Source organism: Ignavibacteriota bacterium, from assembly GCA_016713565.1.
Classification (GTDB): Bacteria; Bacteroidota; Ignavibacteria; order Ignavibacteriales; family Melioribacteraceae.
Map to the genome: position 1 here is coordinate 481404 of JADJOX010000007.1, position 17012 is coordinate 498415.

The following is a 17012-nucleotide window of genomic DNA, read 5'->3' on the forward strand; positions in this document are numbered from 1 at the left end:
AATTATTTGATTTTTAATACCAGACAAGTAATATCATCTGATTGTTCTGTATTAACCGTATGTTTATTAATATCTTCCATTATATTATGAAGTATCATTTTCGAATTATGTTTAAAACTCTTTAACACCAAATCTTCCAATCTTTCATCCGTAAATTCATTATTTTCATAATCCATCGCTTCAGTAATTCCATCGGTAAATAATAAAATTACATCATCAGTTTTTAGTTTTACGGTTTCCATTTCATAAGGAATAATTGTTTTCATTACTCCAAGTATCATTCCGCCTTTATTTAACTTTCTAATTCCTTGATCATCTACAAGAAGCGGCGGATTATGTCCCATATTTACATAAGAAAATTCATTGCTTTCAGTATCCAATATTCCCCAAAAAAAAGTAATAAAACTTCCATTTGTAGTATTCTCAGAAACAACATCATTCAGAAAATTAGACGCTTCTTGCAACTTATAGTTCTGCTTATATATTGCCTTTAAAAATGCTTGAAGGTTTGCCATAAGCAAAGAAGCCTGAATTCCTTTTCCGGAAACATCCGCAATTGCAATAAGCAGTTTTTTATCTGTTAATTGAACAACGTCATAAAAATCTCCGCCAACCATTTTTGCTGTTTTGTTAATTGCTTCAATTTCAAATTTGTCTGATTTAGGCAGAGTTCTTGGAAGTAAATTTCTCTGAATATTCCGAGCAATTTCCAGATCTTTTTCAATTTTCTGCTTTTCCAATGCCTGCTGAAACAACATGCTGTTTTCAATTGAAATGATAGCCAAACTTGCTACCGATGATAAATACTCCAAATCGGATTGAGAGTAATTTTTTTTTGACAATCTTTTACCCAGGAAAATAAAGCCTTTTGTTACATTTTTTATAACCATCGGGACAATAACGTCAATACCGATTTTATTTAATTCCTCTAACTCATAGGAATTGTTCGTTAGGATAGATGTATTAATGGATTTGCAATTGCAACCGGACAACAAATCATTAAGTTGTTTAGGATTATATTTTGTTTCCAATATTTTAAAATTATCTTCTTGGATTAAAACAATTGCAAACTTTGAAACAAGCATTTGAGCGCTTATCGCAAAAATCAAAAGTTTGGAAACTCTATCGATTTCCAAAATACTGCTGAATTCTTTACCAAGATCGAACAATGAATTAAGCTGATTGATTTTGCTATCCAACTGTTTGTTCAGTTCATCTAATTTTTCAAAATTCTGAATGTTTTTTATCGCAGCGCTTCCAATTTGAGTAATAGTAGATAAAAACATTTTATCTTCGTTTTCATATAATTGCCCGGAAAGTTTTCCGCCAAGAAAAATAAACCCTATTGTTTTATCGGAAGAAATTAATTTTTCATATATCTTAATATTTTCTTCGGTTAATAAATAAGAAAAATTTTCTTCATCATTAGTTTCAATAATTTCTATAATTCTTTCAGCATCCTTTGGTGAAAATCCTTTGAGTAATTTTATATTAAGAATTTCATTTTCGTATAATGCAATAATACCTTTTGTTGTATGCAGTTTTCCAAAACAAGTTAGCAGCAAATTATTAAGCGCAAAATCTAAATTAAGATTTGAATTTATATTGTTTGAAAAATCAACTAATGCGGATAGATTACGTAACGCGGTGTTGTTCGTTAAATTCATATTTATTGGGAAAGATATTTAACAAGTGTTACTTTGTTTTTCTTATCTTCCGGTTGAGAATATTTTATTTCGTCCATTAGCTTTTTCATTAAAAACATTCCCAATCCGCCAACTTTTCTTTCTTGGTAATATTTCTTTAAATCAGGTTCCGGAATTGAAGATGAATTAAAATGAGCTCCGTTATCGGTGATAGCAATTATAAACTTATTACTTTTTACAGAAATATTAATTCCAATTTTACCTTTGTTTGAATATTTATATGCGTGTTTTATAATATTTGTACAAGCTTCATCTGCAGCTAAAACAATTTTTCCCGAAGCGTCATTATCAAAGCCTGCTTCAATTGCGGCAGTGCGAATAAAATTCCTTATAACGGATAAGTTATCTGTACTGCTGTTAACAGTTATTTTTTTTGCAGTATTTTTCTTTGAAGTATTCAAAATTATTTTACCAATTCGAATTTTTCTACAGCTTCTTTTTCTTCTTTATAAAATTCGTACAATAATGGAAACCCTAATAAATCAAATATGTTGAAAACTTCATCTTTTAAGTTGCTGAATTTAATATCGCCGTTATTCTCACGCATAGTTTCTACATAAGCCATAAAAACACCCAAACCCGCACTGCTTATGTATTGAAGGTCTCGAAAATTTACAACAACTTTAAATTGCTTATTATCTATAAGCGAATTAAAAGCATTTTCAAGCTCGGGCGCAGTATGTGCATCCAAAAATCCTTTAACATTAAGCACGCTAACTTTACCAACCCCTTCTTTACGAACATAAAAATCTGCCATCAAATTTCTCCCTTAATTTTGTGGGAATTCCACTTTAATAAAACTAAAGTAATATCATCATGCTGAGAATTATTTTTTGAAAAAGTAGTTACAGACCGCATAATTTGATTTGATAACTCGTCAACCGACAAATGGGAATTTTTATAAATTACTTCTTCCAACCTATTATATCCGAACTCTTCTTTATTTTCATTTAAAGCTTCATTAATTCCGTCTGTAAACAATATCAAAATATCGTTATTATTTAATTTAATTTCCATTTCTTTTATATTGTTTTCAAATTTTTCGGAAAAATCCAAACCCAATCCTATTCCTTCCGGAATTAATTTATCAACGTTTTCACCGTTAAAATAAAATAATGGCGAGTGCCCAGCTCTTACAAAATTAAAGACCCCGTTTTTGGTATCAATAATTCCGTAAATTGCCGTTACAAAGCTTTTCTTGGTCAAACAATTTTCCAAAATTGAATTTGCCTTTACTAAAATTTCTTTTGGGTTTTTAATCAATTTACTTAATGAAGAAAAAACGCCTTTAACTTCTGCCATTATAAAGGCGGCTTCAATTCCCTTCCCAGAAACATCAGCAATTACAATTCCCAATTTTGAATCGTCAATTTTGAAAAAGTCGTAATAATCACCTCCGACTTCAAACGCGGGAACGAACAACGCGGAAATTTCTAAACTTTCACACCGTGGAGTTTGCTGCGGAAGTATTTTATACTGAACATCTCTTGCAACGTCTAATTCTTTTTCCAATCGTTCTTTTTCTAAAGATTCTTCTAAAAGTTTGGCGTTTTCAATTACAACCGCGGCAATTCCCGCAAATGTGCTTACCGATTTTGTATCTTCTTCTTCAAAAACTCTGCTTGATTTTCTGGCGGAGAACAAATATCCGTTATTTTTATTTTGAATTAAAAGCGGTGCGGAAACAACATATTTTATTGTTTGAGGAAGTTTATGATTTTTATCATAAATTTGCATATCGGTAATTTTAACATCGCTTTCATTCAACAAATTGTTATAGATTAAAAATTCGGAAATATGATTTGCATCAACTAATCCAATTCCTGAAATCGAATGTATATCAAAACCGTTTGATTTTTTTATTACTATCCAAGCAGCATCAGAATTGCTTACCTTAATTGTTGTTGAGGTTATTGTTTCAGATAGTTCCTCAAAATCAAAAACCTGGCTCATCAAAATACTTATATCTTTTAAACTCGTAAGTTCTTCTGATTTCCGGTCAATTGCTTCTGCGGTAGGAAGATGAAAAAGTGTTGTAAAGAAAATTATACTAAAATAAATTCCGCCGAAAATCATAACAAGACTAACAAACTGTTCCAAAGCCGGTGAGAAATTTCTAACAACATTAAAATCTTCACCCTGCATAATTGAAAAGTTCATCCAGGAAAGTGTGGTTAAAATAATTGAGATAATAAGTAAGTAATATTTTTGCTTTTTATTTATGAAAGCAATCCATGCAACTCTTAAAGCATTTGCAAAAATTAAGATTATTGATATTACATAAAACGCGTTGAAAAGAAAGTCATTGCTGTCATCTAAAGTAATTGAAAAACCTTCTACGGTTTTATGTGATTTTAAGAATGATGCCGATATGGATGTTAAAATAAAAAATATAATTAACGTATTAAAATAAAGTTGAGGATCTTTCTTCTGACGATGATAACATAATTTTTTATAAACGGAGAAAATGTAAGCCAATGAGCCGATGAAAATAAATACAATCAGAGTTGAAAATAATACATAAACAAGTCCGCTTGTAAATCCTGATCCGCTTTCGTTAAATAACCAAGATGTAACGGAAATTATAAAAAATATAAGTGCATTTAAAATACCAACGTTTACAATTAGAGATAATGGTTTACTCAATTTGGGATCAATAAATTCAATAACATAATTAACCCAGGCAAAAATACTTATCATCACCAGCAACTCATTTATAATAAGTAACGGTAATGTGCCACTGATTGGGAAAATAATTTTGTAAATAAAAAATATAACCGATATAAAAACGGCATTTTCCAATTTTTTATTTCTAAAGGTTTGGGAATTATTGAACTGCAAAATAATTTGCCTAATATTTATTTAGAATGACTAATAATTTTTTATTTCATCCTTGTAAGGCTCAAGCATAATTTTAAGACTTTCTCGCGCTCTAAATATTCTGGATTTTATTGTTCCAACTTCGCACTCAAGTTTTTCGGCAATTTCCTGATAACTAAATCCGTCAATATCTCTAAGAATTAAAGGGATTTTTAATTTATCAGGTAACTTTAATATAGCTTTCTGTACAATTTTTTGCAGATCAAAATTATCTTCATCGTATTTGCCGTGTTTTTCGTAATCGTCTTCATCAATTGAAGTAAAAATACTTCTAACTTTTTTCTTTCGTAGATAATCTCTGCATTTATTTACAGTAATTCTGTAAAGCCAAGTCGTAAATTTTGATTCAAATCTAAATTCTTTCAACTTATGATAAACATTAATAAAAACATCCTGAGAAATATCATCAACATAGTCTACATCGCCTAAAGTTAAAAATACAAGATTCCTAACTTTATCTTTATGTTTTTGAATCAATTCCGTAAAAGCTCTTTCATCACCTTGCTTAAATTTCTCAATAATTGGGAAATCATCATCAAGAGCATTATTTAGTTCATTTTCTTCAGTGTTCAAAATTTAGACGAAATTTATTGTTATAAAGTTCAAAATAAAAATGGATTTTATTAATAATTTATAAATATATAAAAATGTACACTTAAAAAACTTTTTTAGATTTAACAATCTATATTGTTTTTAGGTTTTTTATTAAAGAAATCTTGATTTAAAAATTAGTTATAACTAATTTACGGTAAAATAATTAGGAGCTATGATGAGAATTAAAACTTCTGAAAAATATTCAGCAGTTATTGTTGAACTTAAAGGAAATGTTATCGGCGGACCTGAAACAGAAGAATTCAGCAAACTTTTACATAGTTATTTAGACGAAGGTAAAAAAAATATTGTAGTTGATTTAAGCAATGTAAAATTTATGAATAGTTCTGGTCTTGGAATGCTTATAAGCGGATTTGCAACAATGAAAAACGGCGGCGGTTCACTTAAACTTGCCGGTGCTACCGAAAAAATAAATAGTTTGTTGGTTATTACTAAACTGATTACAATTTTCGAAAACTTTGATTCTATTGATGAAGCAGTAAAAAGTTTTTAATTAAACTTTTCTTATATATTGCCCAAATTATTTATTATAATTTGGGTTATTTTTTGTCTGCAATTCATTAACGTTAATAATCATTCAACTCTCTTAATCATTTTTATATTATTCTGAGGAATTTATGAGTGTGTCAATTGTTGTTGGAAGCCAATGGGGCGATGAAGGTAAAGGTAAAGTTGTTGATCTGCTAAGTTCAAAAATTGATATTGTTGTAAGATATCAGGGCGGCGCAAATGCAGGACACACAATTAAAATCGGCGATAAACAATATATTTTTCATTTAATTCCTTCAGGAATTCTGCATCCAAATGTTATTTGTGTAATTGGAAACGGTGTTGTTATTGAACCAAAGGCTTTGTTGGACGAATTGGATATGCTGCAGCAAAACGGAATTGATTTTGAAGGAAGGCTATTTATTAGTCATAACGCACATCTAATAATGCCTTATCATAAATTACTCGATTCGATCAACGAACAAGGAAATTCTAAAATTGGAACAACTGGACGAGGAATTGGTCCTTGCTACATTGATAAATATGCAAGACGAGGAATCAGAATTGCCGATCTTTTAGATGAAAAAGAACTTAAGGTAAAGATTAAAAAAAGTCTTGAAGAAAAAAATAATCTGCTGAAAAAATTATATCAGCACGAAGAATTAAAGGTTGATGAAATAATTGACGAATGCATAGCATTTGACAAAAAAATTGATAAATATATTACGGATACTTCCGCATATTTAAATGACGCCATTCTTCAAAATAAAAATATTTTATTGGAAGGAGCACAAGGCGCATTATTGGATGTTGACCATGGTACCTATCCTTATGTAACATCCTCAAATCCAACTTCCGGAGGCGCTTGCACCGGAACAGGAATTCCACCTACGAAAATCACTGATATAATCGGAATTGTAAAAGCTTATACAACCCGAGTTGGATTAGGACCATTCCCAACTGAATTGTTTGAAGAAAACGGTGAAAAATTAAGAAAGATTGGTGCTGAATTTGGAGCAACGACCGGCAGACCCAGAAGATGCGGATGGTTTGATGCTTTTCTTGTTAATTATTCTACAAAAATTAATGGAATTGAAAGAGTTGTTATTACAAAACTTGATGTTCTCGGAAATTTTGATGAAATTAAAGTCTGCACAGGTTATGAAATTAATGGAAAAAAATTGAAATACTTTCCAACATCATCAGCTGAACTAAATTCCGTAAATCCAATTTATACCACACTAAAAGGCTGGAATAGCGACATTTCTGAAGTTAAGACATACGACGAACTTCCTATTGAAGCTAAAGAATATTTAACTTTTATTTCAATTCAATGCGGATTTGAAATCAAATATATATCGGTTGGACCAAAAAGATCTCAAACCATTGAGCTTTAAGTGTATTTCGGATTATCTTTTAAAACTTCTTCTTATTTAGTAGATTTCAGCGGAAATATTTTAAACAATAAATTTTGCTTCATAAGAATTTTTAATGAACCTTAAACTTTTTTTACTTGTAATTGCTTTGTCAATTGCAGCCGGCACATTTTACTATACTCAATATCTGGTTACGGAACTCCAAAAACGTGAAATTCAAGTCGCGGAACTTTATGCCAATACTCTTGAATTTATAGCAAATCCAAATTCAGACAATAATGTTGATTTGACATTTGTGTTTGAAAATATAATTAAAAGAATCAATTTTCCCTTAATTTTAACTGATACAAATGGAATTCCAATAAGCAGAAATACAGATACCGGAATTAAAAATATTGAAATAGATTCAACTTTGACACAATCCGAGACTGATTCTTTTTTAGTCAATAAAGTAAAAGAATTGGCAACCGTTCATGATCCAATAAACGTGTCTTATAAGGATTTTAACGGGAAAGAAAAAATAGTAAGTAAAATATATTTTGGTAATTCAGAGTTAATTCAGAAACTAAAATATTATCCATTTTTACAGGTTATTTCGGCATTTCTATTTTTGTCAATTTTATACATTAGCTTTAGTTACGTGAAGAAAACCGAACAAAGCAATATTTGGGTAGGAATGGCAAAAGAAATCGCTCATCAGTTAGGTACACCAATATCAAGCTTAATGGGCTGGGTTGAACTTCTGAAATTGAAATATCAAAATCCGGACGAAGTTGTAAACGTCGCGGATGAAATGTCGAGTGATTTAACAAGATTGGATAAAATTACAAACAGATTTTCCAAAATTGGCTCAAAACCGATACTTAAGAAAAATGATCTGAATGACGTAATAAATTCAGTAATAAAATATTTTGAAAAAAGACTTCCGCAAACGGGAAAAGACGTTGAATTGATTTACGTTAAAAATAAATCTATATTTCTAAATCTTAACGCGTCACTGTTTGAATGGGTAATTGAAAATTTGATTAAAAACGCAATTGATGCAATTGGAAGTAAAAAAGGTAAAATTCAAATTACCGTTACTGAAAAGGAAAAAACAATTGAAATTGAAGTAATAGATAATGGTAAAGGCATAAATCCAAAAAATAAAAAGAACGTTTTCAAGCCGGGTTTCAGCACAAAAAGCAGAGGCTGGGGATTGGGTTTAAGTTTATCCAAAAGAATTGTAGAAGATTATCATAATGGAAAACTATTATTGAAATCTTCAGTACTTAATGAAGGAACAACTTTTTTAATAATTTTAAACAAAAAATTAATGAAACTTAAGGAAGAATAATGAGTGATTTAAGACCATCATGGGATGAATATTTTCTTAAACTTGCCATGCTTGTTTCTGAAAGAGCTACTTGCCCAAGAATGCATTGCGGATGTGTTTTGGTTAGAAATAAAAGGATTCTTGCGACCGGATATAACGGCTCAATTCCCGGAGATGCTCATTGTGAAGATGACGGATGTATGATAGTTGACAATCACTGCGTAAGAACAATTCACGCCGAAATGAACGCAATTATTCAATGTTCAATTCACGGCGTAAGCACACAAGGATCAACAGCATATATTACAAATATGCCTTGTACAAATTGTTCAAAAGCTTTAATAGCGGCCGGCATTAAGGAAATTGTTATATTTTCCGATTATCATGATACAAAGGCTGAAGAGTTCTTCAAGATTGCAAATGTTGAAATTAGGAGATTGGAAAAACCAAAAAATTCTATTAATTATGATTTGAAAAATTATTCTTCTGCTAAAGAAATTATTAAGGAAGAGTTATAAATGCCCAAGGACAACTTTCAGAAATATTACAAACCGGAAAATTTTATTAATAGAGATTTAAGCTGGCTCGAATTCAACAAACGCGTGTTGGAAGAAGCTTTGAATCCAAAATTGCCTTTACTTGATAAAATAAAATTCATTTCTATTTTCTTTACAAATCTTGATGAATTTTACATGATTCGTGTTTCCGGACTGAAAGAACAAATAAGAGCTAACATTATTACCGCAACAATTGACGGCTTAACGCCGTTTCAAGAATTAAGAGCTATTGATAAAGAAGTTAAAAGTCTATTAATCCAAATTGATGATTTATGGAAAAATTCTATTGTACCGGATTTAACTGAGAATAATGTAATAATTTCGAAAGTGAGTGAATTACCGGATAACGAACAAGTTGCCTTAAGTCAATATTTTCATAAAGAAATTTTTCCCGTTTTAACTCCTCTGGCTTTTGACCCGGGCAGACCGTTTCCATATATTTCAAATTTAAGTTTAAGTTTTGCGGTTTTGATTTCAACGTCAAAAAAAGAAAAGCACTTTGCCAGAATAAAAATCCCAAGTATTTTACCAAGACTTTTACGGGTTGATAAAATATTATATCCAAATCAACCAAAGAAAAATGGCAAACTTTCCGCCAAATTTGTTTGGATTGACGATTTAATTAAGCAAAACTTAAATTATCTTTTTCCTGGTGTACACATTGAATGCGCGCATCTTTTTAGAATTACTAGAAATACAGATATTAGTATTCAAGAAGACGAAGCTGATGATCTGCTTCAAATGATTGAAGAAAATATTAAACAAAGAAAATTCGGTTCAGTTGTAAGACTTGAAGTTGAAAAAGATATTCCCAAATTCATGATTGAAACATTTGTAGAGAATTTAAATATTTATCCAACAGATATTCATTTTATAGATGGTCCACTTGGTTTAAGCAATATAATGGAACTCTACAGTTTACCTTTTCATCATTTGAAGGAAACACCGCATCAGCCAAAACCGTTTGTTAACATTGATGAAAACGAGAACATTTTTTCTTTAATCAGAAAAGGCGATATTTTACTGCATCATCCATATGATTCTTTTGTTCCCGTTATTGATTTTATTAAAGTCGCCTCTCAAGATCCTGACGTTCTTGCGATTAAACAAACATTGTATAGAGTTGGACCCGATTCGCCCATTGTAAAATATTTAATTGAAGCCGCCGAAAGAAGAAAACAGGTTGCAGTACTTGTTGAACTAAAAGCTAGGTTTGACGAGGAGAATAATATTTTCTGGGCAAGGGAGCTTGAAAAGGCCGGTGTTCATGTAGTTTACGGCTTAGTAGGATTAAAGACTCACGCAAAAATGACAATGGTTGTTAGAAAAGAAAGCGATGGTGTAAAGAGATATGTGCATCTCGGTACAGGAAATTACAACGCTTCAACTGCAAAACTTTATACGGACCTTGGACTTTTTACTTCAGATAAAGAGATTTGCGAGGATGTTTCTGAATTGTTTAATTACTTGACCGGCTATTCTGAGAAAAACGAATTCAGAAAACTTTTTGTTTCGCCAATAAACACTCGTGATAAAATTATAGGTTTAATAAATAGAGAAATTGAGAATGTTAAAAAAGGCGGTATCGGACATTTAATTTTCAAATTCAATTCTTTGGTAGATAACGCAATAATAGCGGCACTTTACGAAGCTTCTCAATGCGGAGTAAAGGTTGATTTAATAATAAGAGGAATTTGCTGCTTAAAACCTCAAGTTAAAGGATTAAGCGAAAATATTTACGTTAGGAGTATTATAGGAAGATTTTTGGAACACAGCAGAATTTATTATTTCTTTAATAATGGCGAAAAAGATATTTACTTAAGCAGTGCCGATCTTATGCCCAGGAATTTGGATAGAAGAGTTGAAATTACTTTCCCAATAGAGAATAGCCAAATTAAGGAAAGTATTTTGAAAAATATATTGCAAATATTCTTAAGTGATAACAGTAAAGCAAGAATTTTAAACTCAGACGGAGAATATTATAGAGTTTATCCTTCAACTGAAGAAGAGGAATTGTCTGTTCAAGATCATTTAATGAAAGCTCCTTCACTTTATTCGTTAAAATAAATTGTAAATTTGTGCGACAAAGAAACAAGCCATTAAACCAAGCAATATTGGGGCAAATGTTGAAAACATTGTCCATTTAATGCTTCCTGTTTCCTTATAAATAGTATATATAGTAGTTGAACATGGATTATGTAATAAGCTGAACAGCATTAAGTTGATTCCGGTTAAAACAGTCCAGCCGCCGGCTCTTAAAATTTCACCAGTTTCAGTAATCGAATCAAGTTCAAACATAACTCCTGAGCCAGAACCCGCGTGTATTCCCGTACTCATTACAGTTAACATTAAAATTGTAGGAATTACAATTTCATTTGCGGGTATTGCAATAATATACGCCAGCAGAATTACTCCATTAAGCCCGATAAATAAAGCATATGGATTAGTGAAATTAATAAAATATTCTGCTATGGAAATATTATTTATGTCTATATTGGCAACTAACCAAATAACAATACCGGCGGGTACGGCAAAAACAATTGCACGCCATAAAACAAAAATTGTTCTATCAATAAGAGAAGTGTATAATGTTTGTAAAACTCGCGGAGGTCTATACGGCGGCAGTTCCAAACTGAAAGCGGAAGCTTCTCCTTTTAATAAAGTTTTTGATAATCCCCATGACACAACTAAACTTAAAAAAATTCCCAATAATGCTACACTTACTACTGCTGCAGCAGAAACCAGACTGGCTAATTTAGGAGAAACAAGACTTCCGATAAATATTGACGAAATTAATATTTGAGTCGGCCATCTTCCATTGCAAAGTGAAAAGTTATTAGTAATAATCGCAATTAATCTTTCTCTTGGACTATCAATAACTCTTGCTGCAATAACACCGGCGGCGTTGCATCCAAATCCCATGCTCATTGTTAAAGCTTGCTTGCCGTGCGCTCCTGCTTTTTGAAATAATCTATCCATATTAAATGCGACTCTTGGCAAATACCCAAAATCTTCCAGCAAAGTAAACAGCGGGAAAAAAATTGCCATTGGCGGAAGCATCACACTAACAACCCAAGCCATTGCAAGATAAGCTCCGTCAATTAATATTCCGTCAATAAAATGTGGAATACCAATTGACTGAGAAAATGATTTTAATATTGGATGAAATTTATCAATAAGTAAATCAGAAATTAAGGATGAAGGATAATTTGCCCCCTGAATTGTAAGCCAAAATACAATTGCTAAAAGAAAAAACATTATCGGAAAACCGAATAATCTGCTGGTTACAACTTTATCAAGCGAAACTTCCCATTCGGTTCTAACTTTTTTCTTTTCGGAAATGATGGTTTTAGATGAAATTATATTTGCGTCTTTAAAAATTGACTCCGTAATTGAATCGTGTAAATTTTCTTTTAATTCCCAACGAAGCGAATCGGCAAAATTTAATAATTCGATGTTTTTATTTTTTATGTCATTTCTTTTCATATTACTTCAGCCATTTGTTTTGATTGAACCGTGCCAATAGTTCCGATTTCACCGGATTTTACGGCGTCAATTATAGTTTGATCTCCTTCCAATAATCTTACAGCAACCCACCTTACATTTGGCAATTCAGGAAAAGTCTCTTTAATTTTCTCAGTTAATTGATCAACGATTTTATTAATTTTTTTTGAAAAATTTTTTATTCTGTGGGGAACACATATGTATTCTTTTGTTGCAACTTGGTGTATGTAATCAAGTAGTTTGTCAATACCCTTTTTATTTCTTGCCGAAGTTGATACGACAGGAATTCCTAATTGTTTGGATAATTCTCTTTCGTCAATTTTAATATTTTTCTTGCGGCTTCATCAATTAAATTCAAACAAAGCACAGCTCTGTCTGTAATTTCCAATATCTGCAAAACCAAATTCAAATTTCGTTCAAGCTTTGTTGAATCAACAACAATTACAGTTACATCCGGTTGTCCGAATAAAATAAAATTTCTTGCTACCTCTTCATCGGTGCTTGTAGATAATAAAGAATAAGTTCCTGGTAAATCGACAATCTTATATTTGCTGTCTCTATATTCATAACCGCCTTCTGCACGCGCAACAGTTTTACCCGGCCAATTTCCTGTATGCTGTCTTAAACCTGTGAGACTGTTGAAAATTGTACTTTTCCCGGTATTGGGATTTCCCGCTAAAGCAATTACATAATTAAAACCATGCATATCCACACCCAATTTTACGAGATTATTAATATTGTGTGCCGGACAATTTTCACATTCACTTTTTTGATTAATCATTTTCAACCAACTTTCCTTAAAATTACTTGTTTTGCCTGATCTCTTCTTAATGCAACAATTGTATCTTTAACAACAAATGCAACAGGGTCATTTAAAGGACTTTTCATAAGCAAAGTGATTTTCGCACCTGGTACAATTCCAAAATCCAATAATCTTCTTCTCTGCTGACCGCGGCATTCCGGAAGAATTTGTAAAATTTCACCAACTTCGCCATACCGCAAATTTAAAATATTTTTATGAACATGATCAATAAATTCCCCTTGTTCAACTACTTCAACCTGCACATTTTCGGCTAAAAGCGGACTTAAACTTTTACTTTTTCCATCGGATATTATATCTAATTCTTTAGTTGATTTATTTACAACTTTAATAACTTTCCCGGGAAATAATTTTTCCTTTACCAAATTGATATAAATCGATTTCGGCTCATCTTCAATATGTAATATTTTTACAACTGAATTTTCTTCAGCTTCATTTAACGATACTCCAATTTTCTCCGGTAATATACCTTCGTTTGTGGGAATTGGATCACCGTGCGGATCAAATTTAGGATTGCCAATTTTTGCAGAAAGAACATCGGCTTCTTCGGGAGACATTAAATGTTCTATAAGCTCTGCTTCATCATGCCAGTCCTCTTCATTAGTTCCGATTTCATCCGCAAGATAACTTTCCCATAATCTGTGAACTCTAATTACCCGCAAAGCATAATTTTTTCCGGAATTCGTTAATGAAATTCCGTTATCTACAATTACAACAAGATTAAATTTTTTTAATTTCGCAACAATTTTTGAAGCATTATCAACTGAAATCTCCAAAATGCCGGCAATGCTGCCAAGTGTAGGTTTAAGTTTTCTATATTCATAATCAAAGATATGTTTTAATGCGTCTTCAAGCTGAATTCTTTGATCAGATACTTTTATTTTTTTATATCTTGATAGTATTCCGTATCTCGGATAAAAAATTATTAATACTAAAACTAGGATAAAAATAAAGACCATTATAGAACTAATTGGTGTAAAGATAAATAATGTCATTTTACTTCTCTCACAAAAACATTTTCAATTATTTTTTCGCTTAGCATAATTTTGGAATTATTGTATTTGACAAAAAGCGATCCGTCAAAATCAATTTTTTCACTTATTATTATTTCTATATTTAATGCAAAATTAATTTTCGATAAATATTTCATCAGGTCATCAGATCTGTCATTTACTCTAACAACTTTGTATTTTTTATTTATTGCGCATTCTTTCATTGAGAAATCATTTTTAACGGCTCTAAATTCGCCGTTTTTATTTGGTATTGGTTCGCCGTGCGGATCATAAATTGGAAAATTTAATTGTTCATCAATTTTATCAATTAAGTTTTCTGTAGTATAATGTTCAAGTTTTTCAGCTTCTGCGTGCACTTCATCCCAAGAAAGATTCAAAGTTTTCATTAAAAATAATTCCCATAATCTATGCTTTCTTATTACATCGACGGCAATTTTTTTTCCTTTGCTCAATAATTTAATTCCTTTGAACTTTTTATATTCAATAAATCCTTGTTTGGATAACTTATTCGCCATTTCCGAAATTGCTGCTTTTGAAACGTTTAATTCCTTCGCAAGTTCAGCAGAGGTTATCATTTTTCCGTTATTTGAATTCTGCAGAAAAATTGTTTTTAAATAATTTTCTTTTGATATAGTCGCCATGATGTTACAAAGTTAAGTATACTTAACTTATTTGTCAAGTATATTTTATTTATACATGGTAAGATTTTATGTATCTTGGTTATAAATGTCTTAATTCATATTTTTACTTAATATTTTTAATAATTAATGAAAGATTATCATGGCAGAGAATTTTAGTGGTCATGCGGGTTCACCGCATTCAAAACTTTTACCAGGAGTTAAATATACAATAGCTGTTGCAAGCGGAAAAGGCGGTGTAGGTAAAAGCACTGTTTCAGTAAATCTTGCTTTAGCATTATCTAAACTAGGTGCCAAAGTCGGTTTATTAGATGCTGATATTTACGGTCCAAGTATTCCATTAATGATGGGGATTAATGGAAAACCGAAAATATATCAAAATGAGGGTACAAACAAAATGGCCCCGCTTGAAAATTACGGAATTAAGTTAATGTCAATAGGTTTTTTAATTGATGACGATAATCCGGTGATATGGCGCGGACCAATGGCAAGCGGCGCGTTAAAGCAATTTATGTCTGATGTTGATTGGGGAGAATTAGACTATTTAATATACGACCTTCCTCCCGGAACCGGTGACATTCAATTGACTTTGGTTCAAACTATTCCTTTAACCGGCGCTATTATAGTTACAACTCCACAAGAAGTTTCTCTTATAGATGCTAAAAAGGGACTTAAAATGTTTGAAAAAGTTAATGTTCCGGTTTATGGAATAATTGAAAATATGAGTTATTTTATTGCTCCTGATACGGGAAACAGATATAATATTTTTGGAACAGGCGGCGGTAAAAATTTAGCCGATCAATTAAATTCAAGATTGCTGGGCGGAATTCCAATTGACCCAAGAATTTGCGAAGGCGGAGACAGTGGGAAACCAATTGTAGAAAGTTTGCCCGAAAGTGAAGAATCCAAATTAATTATTGAAATTGCTCAAAATTTAATTCAAGCGGTTGAAAGTAATAATGCCGGTAATTCGGAAATTGAAATCGAGCTGTAATGATTGCAATTGATAAAAATAGTGTTGAGAACATTTTAGAATCAATTAGACCTTTCCTTAAAGAAGATAAAGGAGATATCGAATTGGTAAATATAACAGAAGACGGAATTGTTGAAGTTAAACTGTTGGGAGCTTGCGCAGATTGCCCAATGTCGACTATGACATTAAGAGCAGGTGTGGAAAAAGCTTTACAAAAAGAGATTCCGAAAATTAAAAGAGTTGAATCAATAAATTAAATTGGAGAAAAATGAGAAAGTATATTATTGCCGGTAATTGGAAAATGAACAAAAATTTATCTGAAGCCATTCAGTTGGTTTCCGATTTAAAAATTGAGTTGAATGGTAAAAATTTAAATGCTGAAGTTGTTGTTGCCCCGCCGTTTATTTCGCTCGAAGCCGTGAAAACTTTAATTAAAGATACCGATATAAAATTAGGCGCTCAAAATATGCATTCAGTTGATTCAGGCGCATTTACCGGTGAAGTTTCTGCAGATATGTTGAAAAGTGTCGGCTGCGAATATGTAATTCTCGGACATTCCGAAAGAAGAACAATTTTTGGAGAAAGCGATGAATTCATTAATCAAAAAGTTAAACAAGCTTTAAAAAATAATTTAACACCAATCCTGTGCTGCGGCGAATCTTTAGAAGAAAGAGAAAACGGAACTACTTTTAAAGTCGTTGAACAGCAAATTAAAACTTGTTTGAATAATTTATCCGAAGAAGAAATTAAAAATACTGTTATTGCATATGAACCAATATGGGCAATAGGAACGGGAAAAACCGCAACACCCGAACAGGCGCAGGAAGTCCATGAATTCATTAGAAACCTTTTGGTAAAATTAACTTCTGTTGAAACCGCACAAGAAATAACTATTCAATACGGCGGAAGTGTTAACGCAAAAAATGCAAAAGATTTGCTTTCCAAACCGGATATCGATGGAGCTTTGGTTGGCGGTGCTTGTTTAAAAGCAGATTCTTTTAGAGAAATTATCTTAAGTGTTTAGCAAAATTAAAGGGGTAAGCCAATTTTACCCCTTATTCTGTTAACTTGTTTAATAACAATAAGTTAACAAATTTTTATCAAATTGATTTCGCGTCTTTTTTTTAGT

16 protein-coding genes and 1 pseudogene are annotated in these 17012 nt (G+C 31.5%); 8 read left to right on the top strand and 9 right to left on the bottom strand.

The window, feature by feature from the left end; translation table 11 throughout:
• Positions 1 to 2 precede the first annotated feature (2 nt).
• The 5 genes from IPK06_09270 to IPK06_09290 all read right to left on the bottom strand — a co-directional run bounded on the left by IPK06_09270 (position 3) and on the right by IPK06_09290 (position 5162).
• A complete protein-coding gene (locus IPK06_09270) occupies positions 3 to 1667 on the bottom strand; it encodes a PP2C family protein-serine/threonine phosphatase (GenBank protein ID MBK7980171.1) in 1665 nt (554 codons plus the stop codon).
• 2 nt (positions 1668 to 1669) lie between these two features.
• Positions 1670 to 2107 (bottom strand): ATP-binding protein, encoded by a 438-nt coding sequence (locus IPK06_09275; protein MBK7980172.1) that lies wholly within the window; start codon positions 2105 to 2107, stop codon positions 1670 to 1672.
• 2 nt (positions 2108 to 2109) lie between these two features.
• The gene (locus tag IPK06_09280; GenBank protein MBK7980173.1) at positions 2110 to 2463 is read right to left on the bottom strand and encodes an STAS domain-containing protein; all 354 of its coding nucleotides are present in this window, start codon (positions 2461 to 2463) and stop codon (positions 2110 to 2112) included.
• Entirely contained in the window at positions 2463 to 4406 is a 1944-nt protein-coding gene (locus tag IPK06_09285) for a SpoIIE family protein phosphatase (protein ID MBK7980174.1), read from the bottom strand. The genes IPK06_09280 and IPK06_09285 overlap by 1 nt, the downstream gene beginning before the upstream one ends.
• Before the next feature lie 171 nt (positions 4407 to 4577).
• Positions 4578 to 5162: a sigma-70 family RNA polymerase sigma factor gene (locus IPK06_09290; protein MBK7980175.1), complete on the bottom strand. Its 585-nt coding sequence runs from the start codon at positions 5160 to 5162 to the stop codon at positions 4578 to 4580.
• A gap of 193 nt (positions 5163 to 5355) precedes the next feature.
• Here IPK06_09290 and IPK06_09295 point away from each other — a divergent pair, with 193 nt between their 5' ends.
• The 5 genes from IPK06_09295 (at position 5356) to ppk1 (ending at position 11002) form a co-directional block, all read left to right on the top strand.
• Positions 5356 to 5691: an STAS domain-containing protein gene (locus IPK06_09295; protein MBK7980176.1), complete on the top strand. Its 336-nt coding sequence runs from the start codon at positions 5356 to 5358 to the stop codon at positions 5689 to 5691.
• A 124-nt stretch (positions 5692 to 5815) separates the two neighbouring features.
• Positions 5816 to 7084: an adenylosuccinate synthase gene (locus tag IPK06_09300; GenBank protein ID MBK7980177.1), complete on the top strand. Its 1269-nt coding sequence runs from the start codon at positions 5816 to 5818 to the stop codon at positions 7082 to 7084.
• 94 nt (positions 7085 to 7178) lie between these two features.
• Positions 7179 to 8399: a HAMP domain-containing histidine kinase gene (locus IPK06_09305; protein MBK7980178.1), complete on the top strand. Its 1221-nt coding sequence runs from the start codon at positions 7179 to 7181 to the stop codon at positions 8397 to 8399.
• Positions 8399 to 8896, top strand: coding sequence for a dCMP deaminase (locus IPK06_09310; protein MBK7980179.1), 498 nt, complete (start codon positions 8399 to 8401; stop codon positions 8894 to 8896). Before IPK06_09305 ends, IPK06_09310 begins: the two co-directional genes overlap by 1 nt.
• Positions 8897 to 11002, top strand: coding sequence for a polyphosphate kinase 1 (gene ppk1 / locus IPK06_09315; protein ID MBK7980180.1), 2106 nt, complete (start codon positions 8897 to 8899; stop codon positions 11000 to 11002).
• On the opposite strand, the gene IPK06_09320 is transcribed toward ppk1, so the two are convergent.
• The 4 genes and pseudogenes from IPK06_09320 to IPK06_09335 form a co-directional block, all read right to left on the bottom strand.
• A complete protein-coding gene (locus tag IPK06_09320) occupies positions 10994 to 12421 on the bottom strand; it encodes a ferrous iron transporter B (protein MBK7980181.1) in 1428 nt (475 codons plus the stop codon). The two genes, ppk1 and IPK06_09320, sit on opposite strands and share 9 nt — an antisense overlap.
• A pseudogene (locus IPK06_09325) lies at positions 12418 to 13220 on the bottom strand (50S ribosome-binding GTPase). Before IPK06_09325 ends, IPK06_09320 begins: the two are co-directional and overlap by 4 nt.
• Before the next feature lie 2 nt (positions 13221 to 13222).
• Complete coding sequence (locus IPK06_09330; protein MBK7980182.1) at positions 13223 to 14254, bottom strand: metal-dependent transcriptional regulator; 1032 nt, start codon at positions 14252 to 14254, stop codon at positions 13223 to 13225.
• Positions 14251 to 14913, bottom strand: a complete 663-nt coding sequence (locus IPK06_09335; protein MBK7980183.1) for a metal-dependent transcriptional regulator — start codon at positions 14911 to 14913, stop codon at positions 14251 to 14253. The genes IPK06_09330 and IPK06_09335 overlap by 4 nt, the downstream gene beginning before the upstream one ends.
• A gap of 139 nt (positions 14914 to 15052) precedes the next feature.
• Between IPK06_09335 and IPK06_09340 the strand changes: the two genes are divergently transcribed.
• Genes IPK06_09340 through IPK06_09350 form a run of 3 tightly spaced genes read left to right on the top strand, consistent with a single transcriptional unit; the run spans position 15053 to position 16907 of the window.
• Complete coding sequence (locus tag IPK06_09340) at positions 15053 to 15904, top strand: Mrp/NBP35 family ATP-binding protein (protein MBK7980184.1); 852 nt, start codon at positions 15053 to 15055, stop codon at positions 15902 to 15904.
• A complete protein-coding gene (locus IPK06_09345; protein ID MBK7980185.1) occupies positions 15904 to 16140 on the top strand; it encodes a NifU family protein in 237 nt (78 codons plus the stop codon). Before IPK06_09340 ends, IPK06_09345 begins: the two co-directional genes overlap by 1 nt.
• 11 nt (positions 16141 to 16151) lie before the next feature.
• Entirely contained in the window at positions 16152 to 16907 is a 756-nt protein-coding gene (locus tag IPK06_09350) for a triose-phosphate isomerase (GenBank protein ID MBK7980186.1), read from the top strand.
• Positions 16908 to 17012 lie beyond the last annotated feature (105 nt).

Bases quoted from the DNA above. Each gene is read 5' to 3' on its own strand.
- IPK06_09270 (MBK7980171.1), bottom strand. From the start codon at position 1,667: ATGAATTTAACGAACAACACCGCGTTACGTAATCTATCCGCATTAGTT.
- IPK06_09280 (MBK7980173.1), bottom strand. From the start codon at position 2,463: ATGGCAGATTTTTATGTTCGTAAAGAAGGGGTTGGTAAAGTTAGCGTG.
- IPK06_09285 (MBK7980174.1), bottom strand. From the start codon at position 4,406: ATGATAAGTATTTTTGCCTGGGTTAATTATGTTATTGAATTTATTGAT.
- IPK06_09295 (MBK7980176.1), top strand. From the start codon at position 5,356: ATGAGAATTAAAACTTCTGAAAAATATTCAGCAGTTATTGTTGAACTT.
- IPK06_09300 (MBK7980177.1), top strand. From the start codon at position 5,816: ATGAGTGTGTCAATTGTTGTTGGAAGCCAATGGGGCGATGAAGGTAAA.
- IPK06_09305 (MBK7980178.1), top strand. From the start codon at position 7,179: ATGAACCTTAAACTTTTTTTACTTGTAATTGCTTTGTCAATTGCAGCC.
- IPK06_09310 (MBK7980179.1), top strand. From the start codon at position 8,399: ATGAGTGATTTAAGACCATCATGGGATGAATATTTTCTTAAACTTGCC.
- ppk1 (MBK7980180.1), top strand. From the start codon at position 8,897: ATGCCCAAGGACAACTTTCAGAAATATTACAAACCGGAAAATTTTATT.
- IPK06_09320 (MBK7980181.1), bottom strand. From the start codon at position 12,421: ATGAAAAGAAATGACATAAAAAATAAAAACATCGAATTATTAAATTTT.
- IPK06_09330 (MBK7980182.1), bottom strand. From the start codon at position 14,254: ATGACATTATTTATCTTTACACCAATTAGTTCTATAATGGTCTTTATT.
- IPK06_09335 (MBK7980183.1), bottom strand. From the start codon at position 14,913: ATGGCGACTATATCAAAAGAAAATTATTTAAAAACAATTTTTCTGCAG.
- IPK06_09340 (MBK7980184.1), top strand. From the start codon at position 15,053: ATGGCAGAGAATTTTAGTGGTCATGCGGGTTCACCGCATTCAAAACTT.
- IPK06_09345 (MBK7980185.1), top strand. From the start codon at position 15,904: ATGATTGCAATTGATAAAAATAGTGTTGAGAACATTTTAGAATCAATT.
- IPK06_09350 (MBK7980186.1), top strand. From the start codon at position 16,152: ATGAGAAAGTATATTATTGCCGGTAATTGGAAAATGAACAAAAATTTA.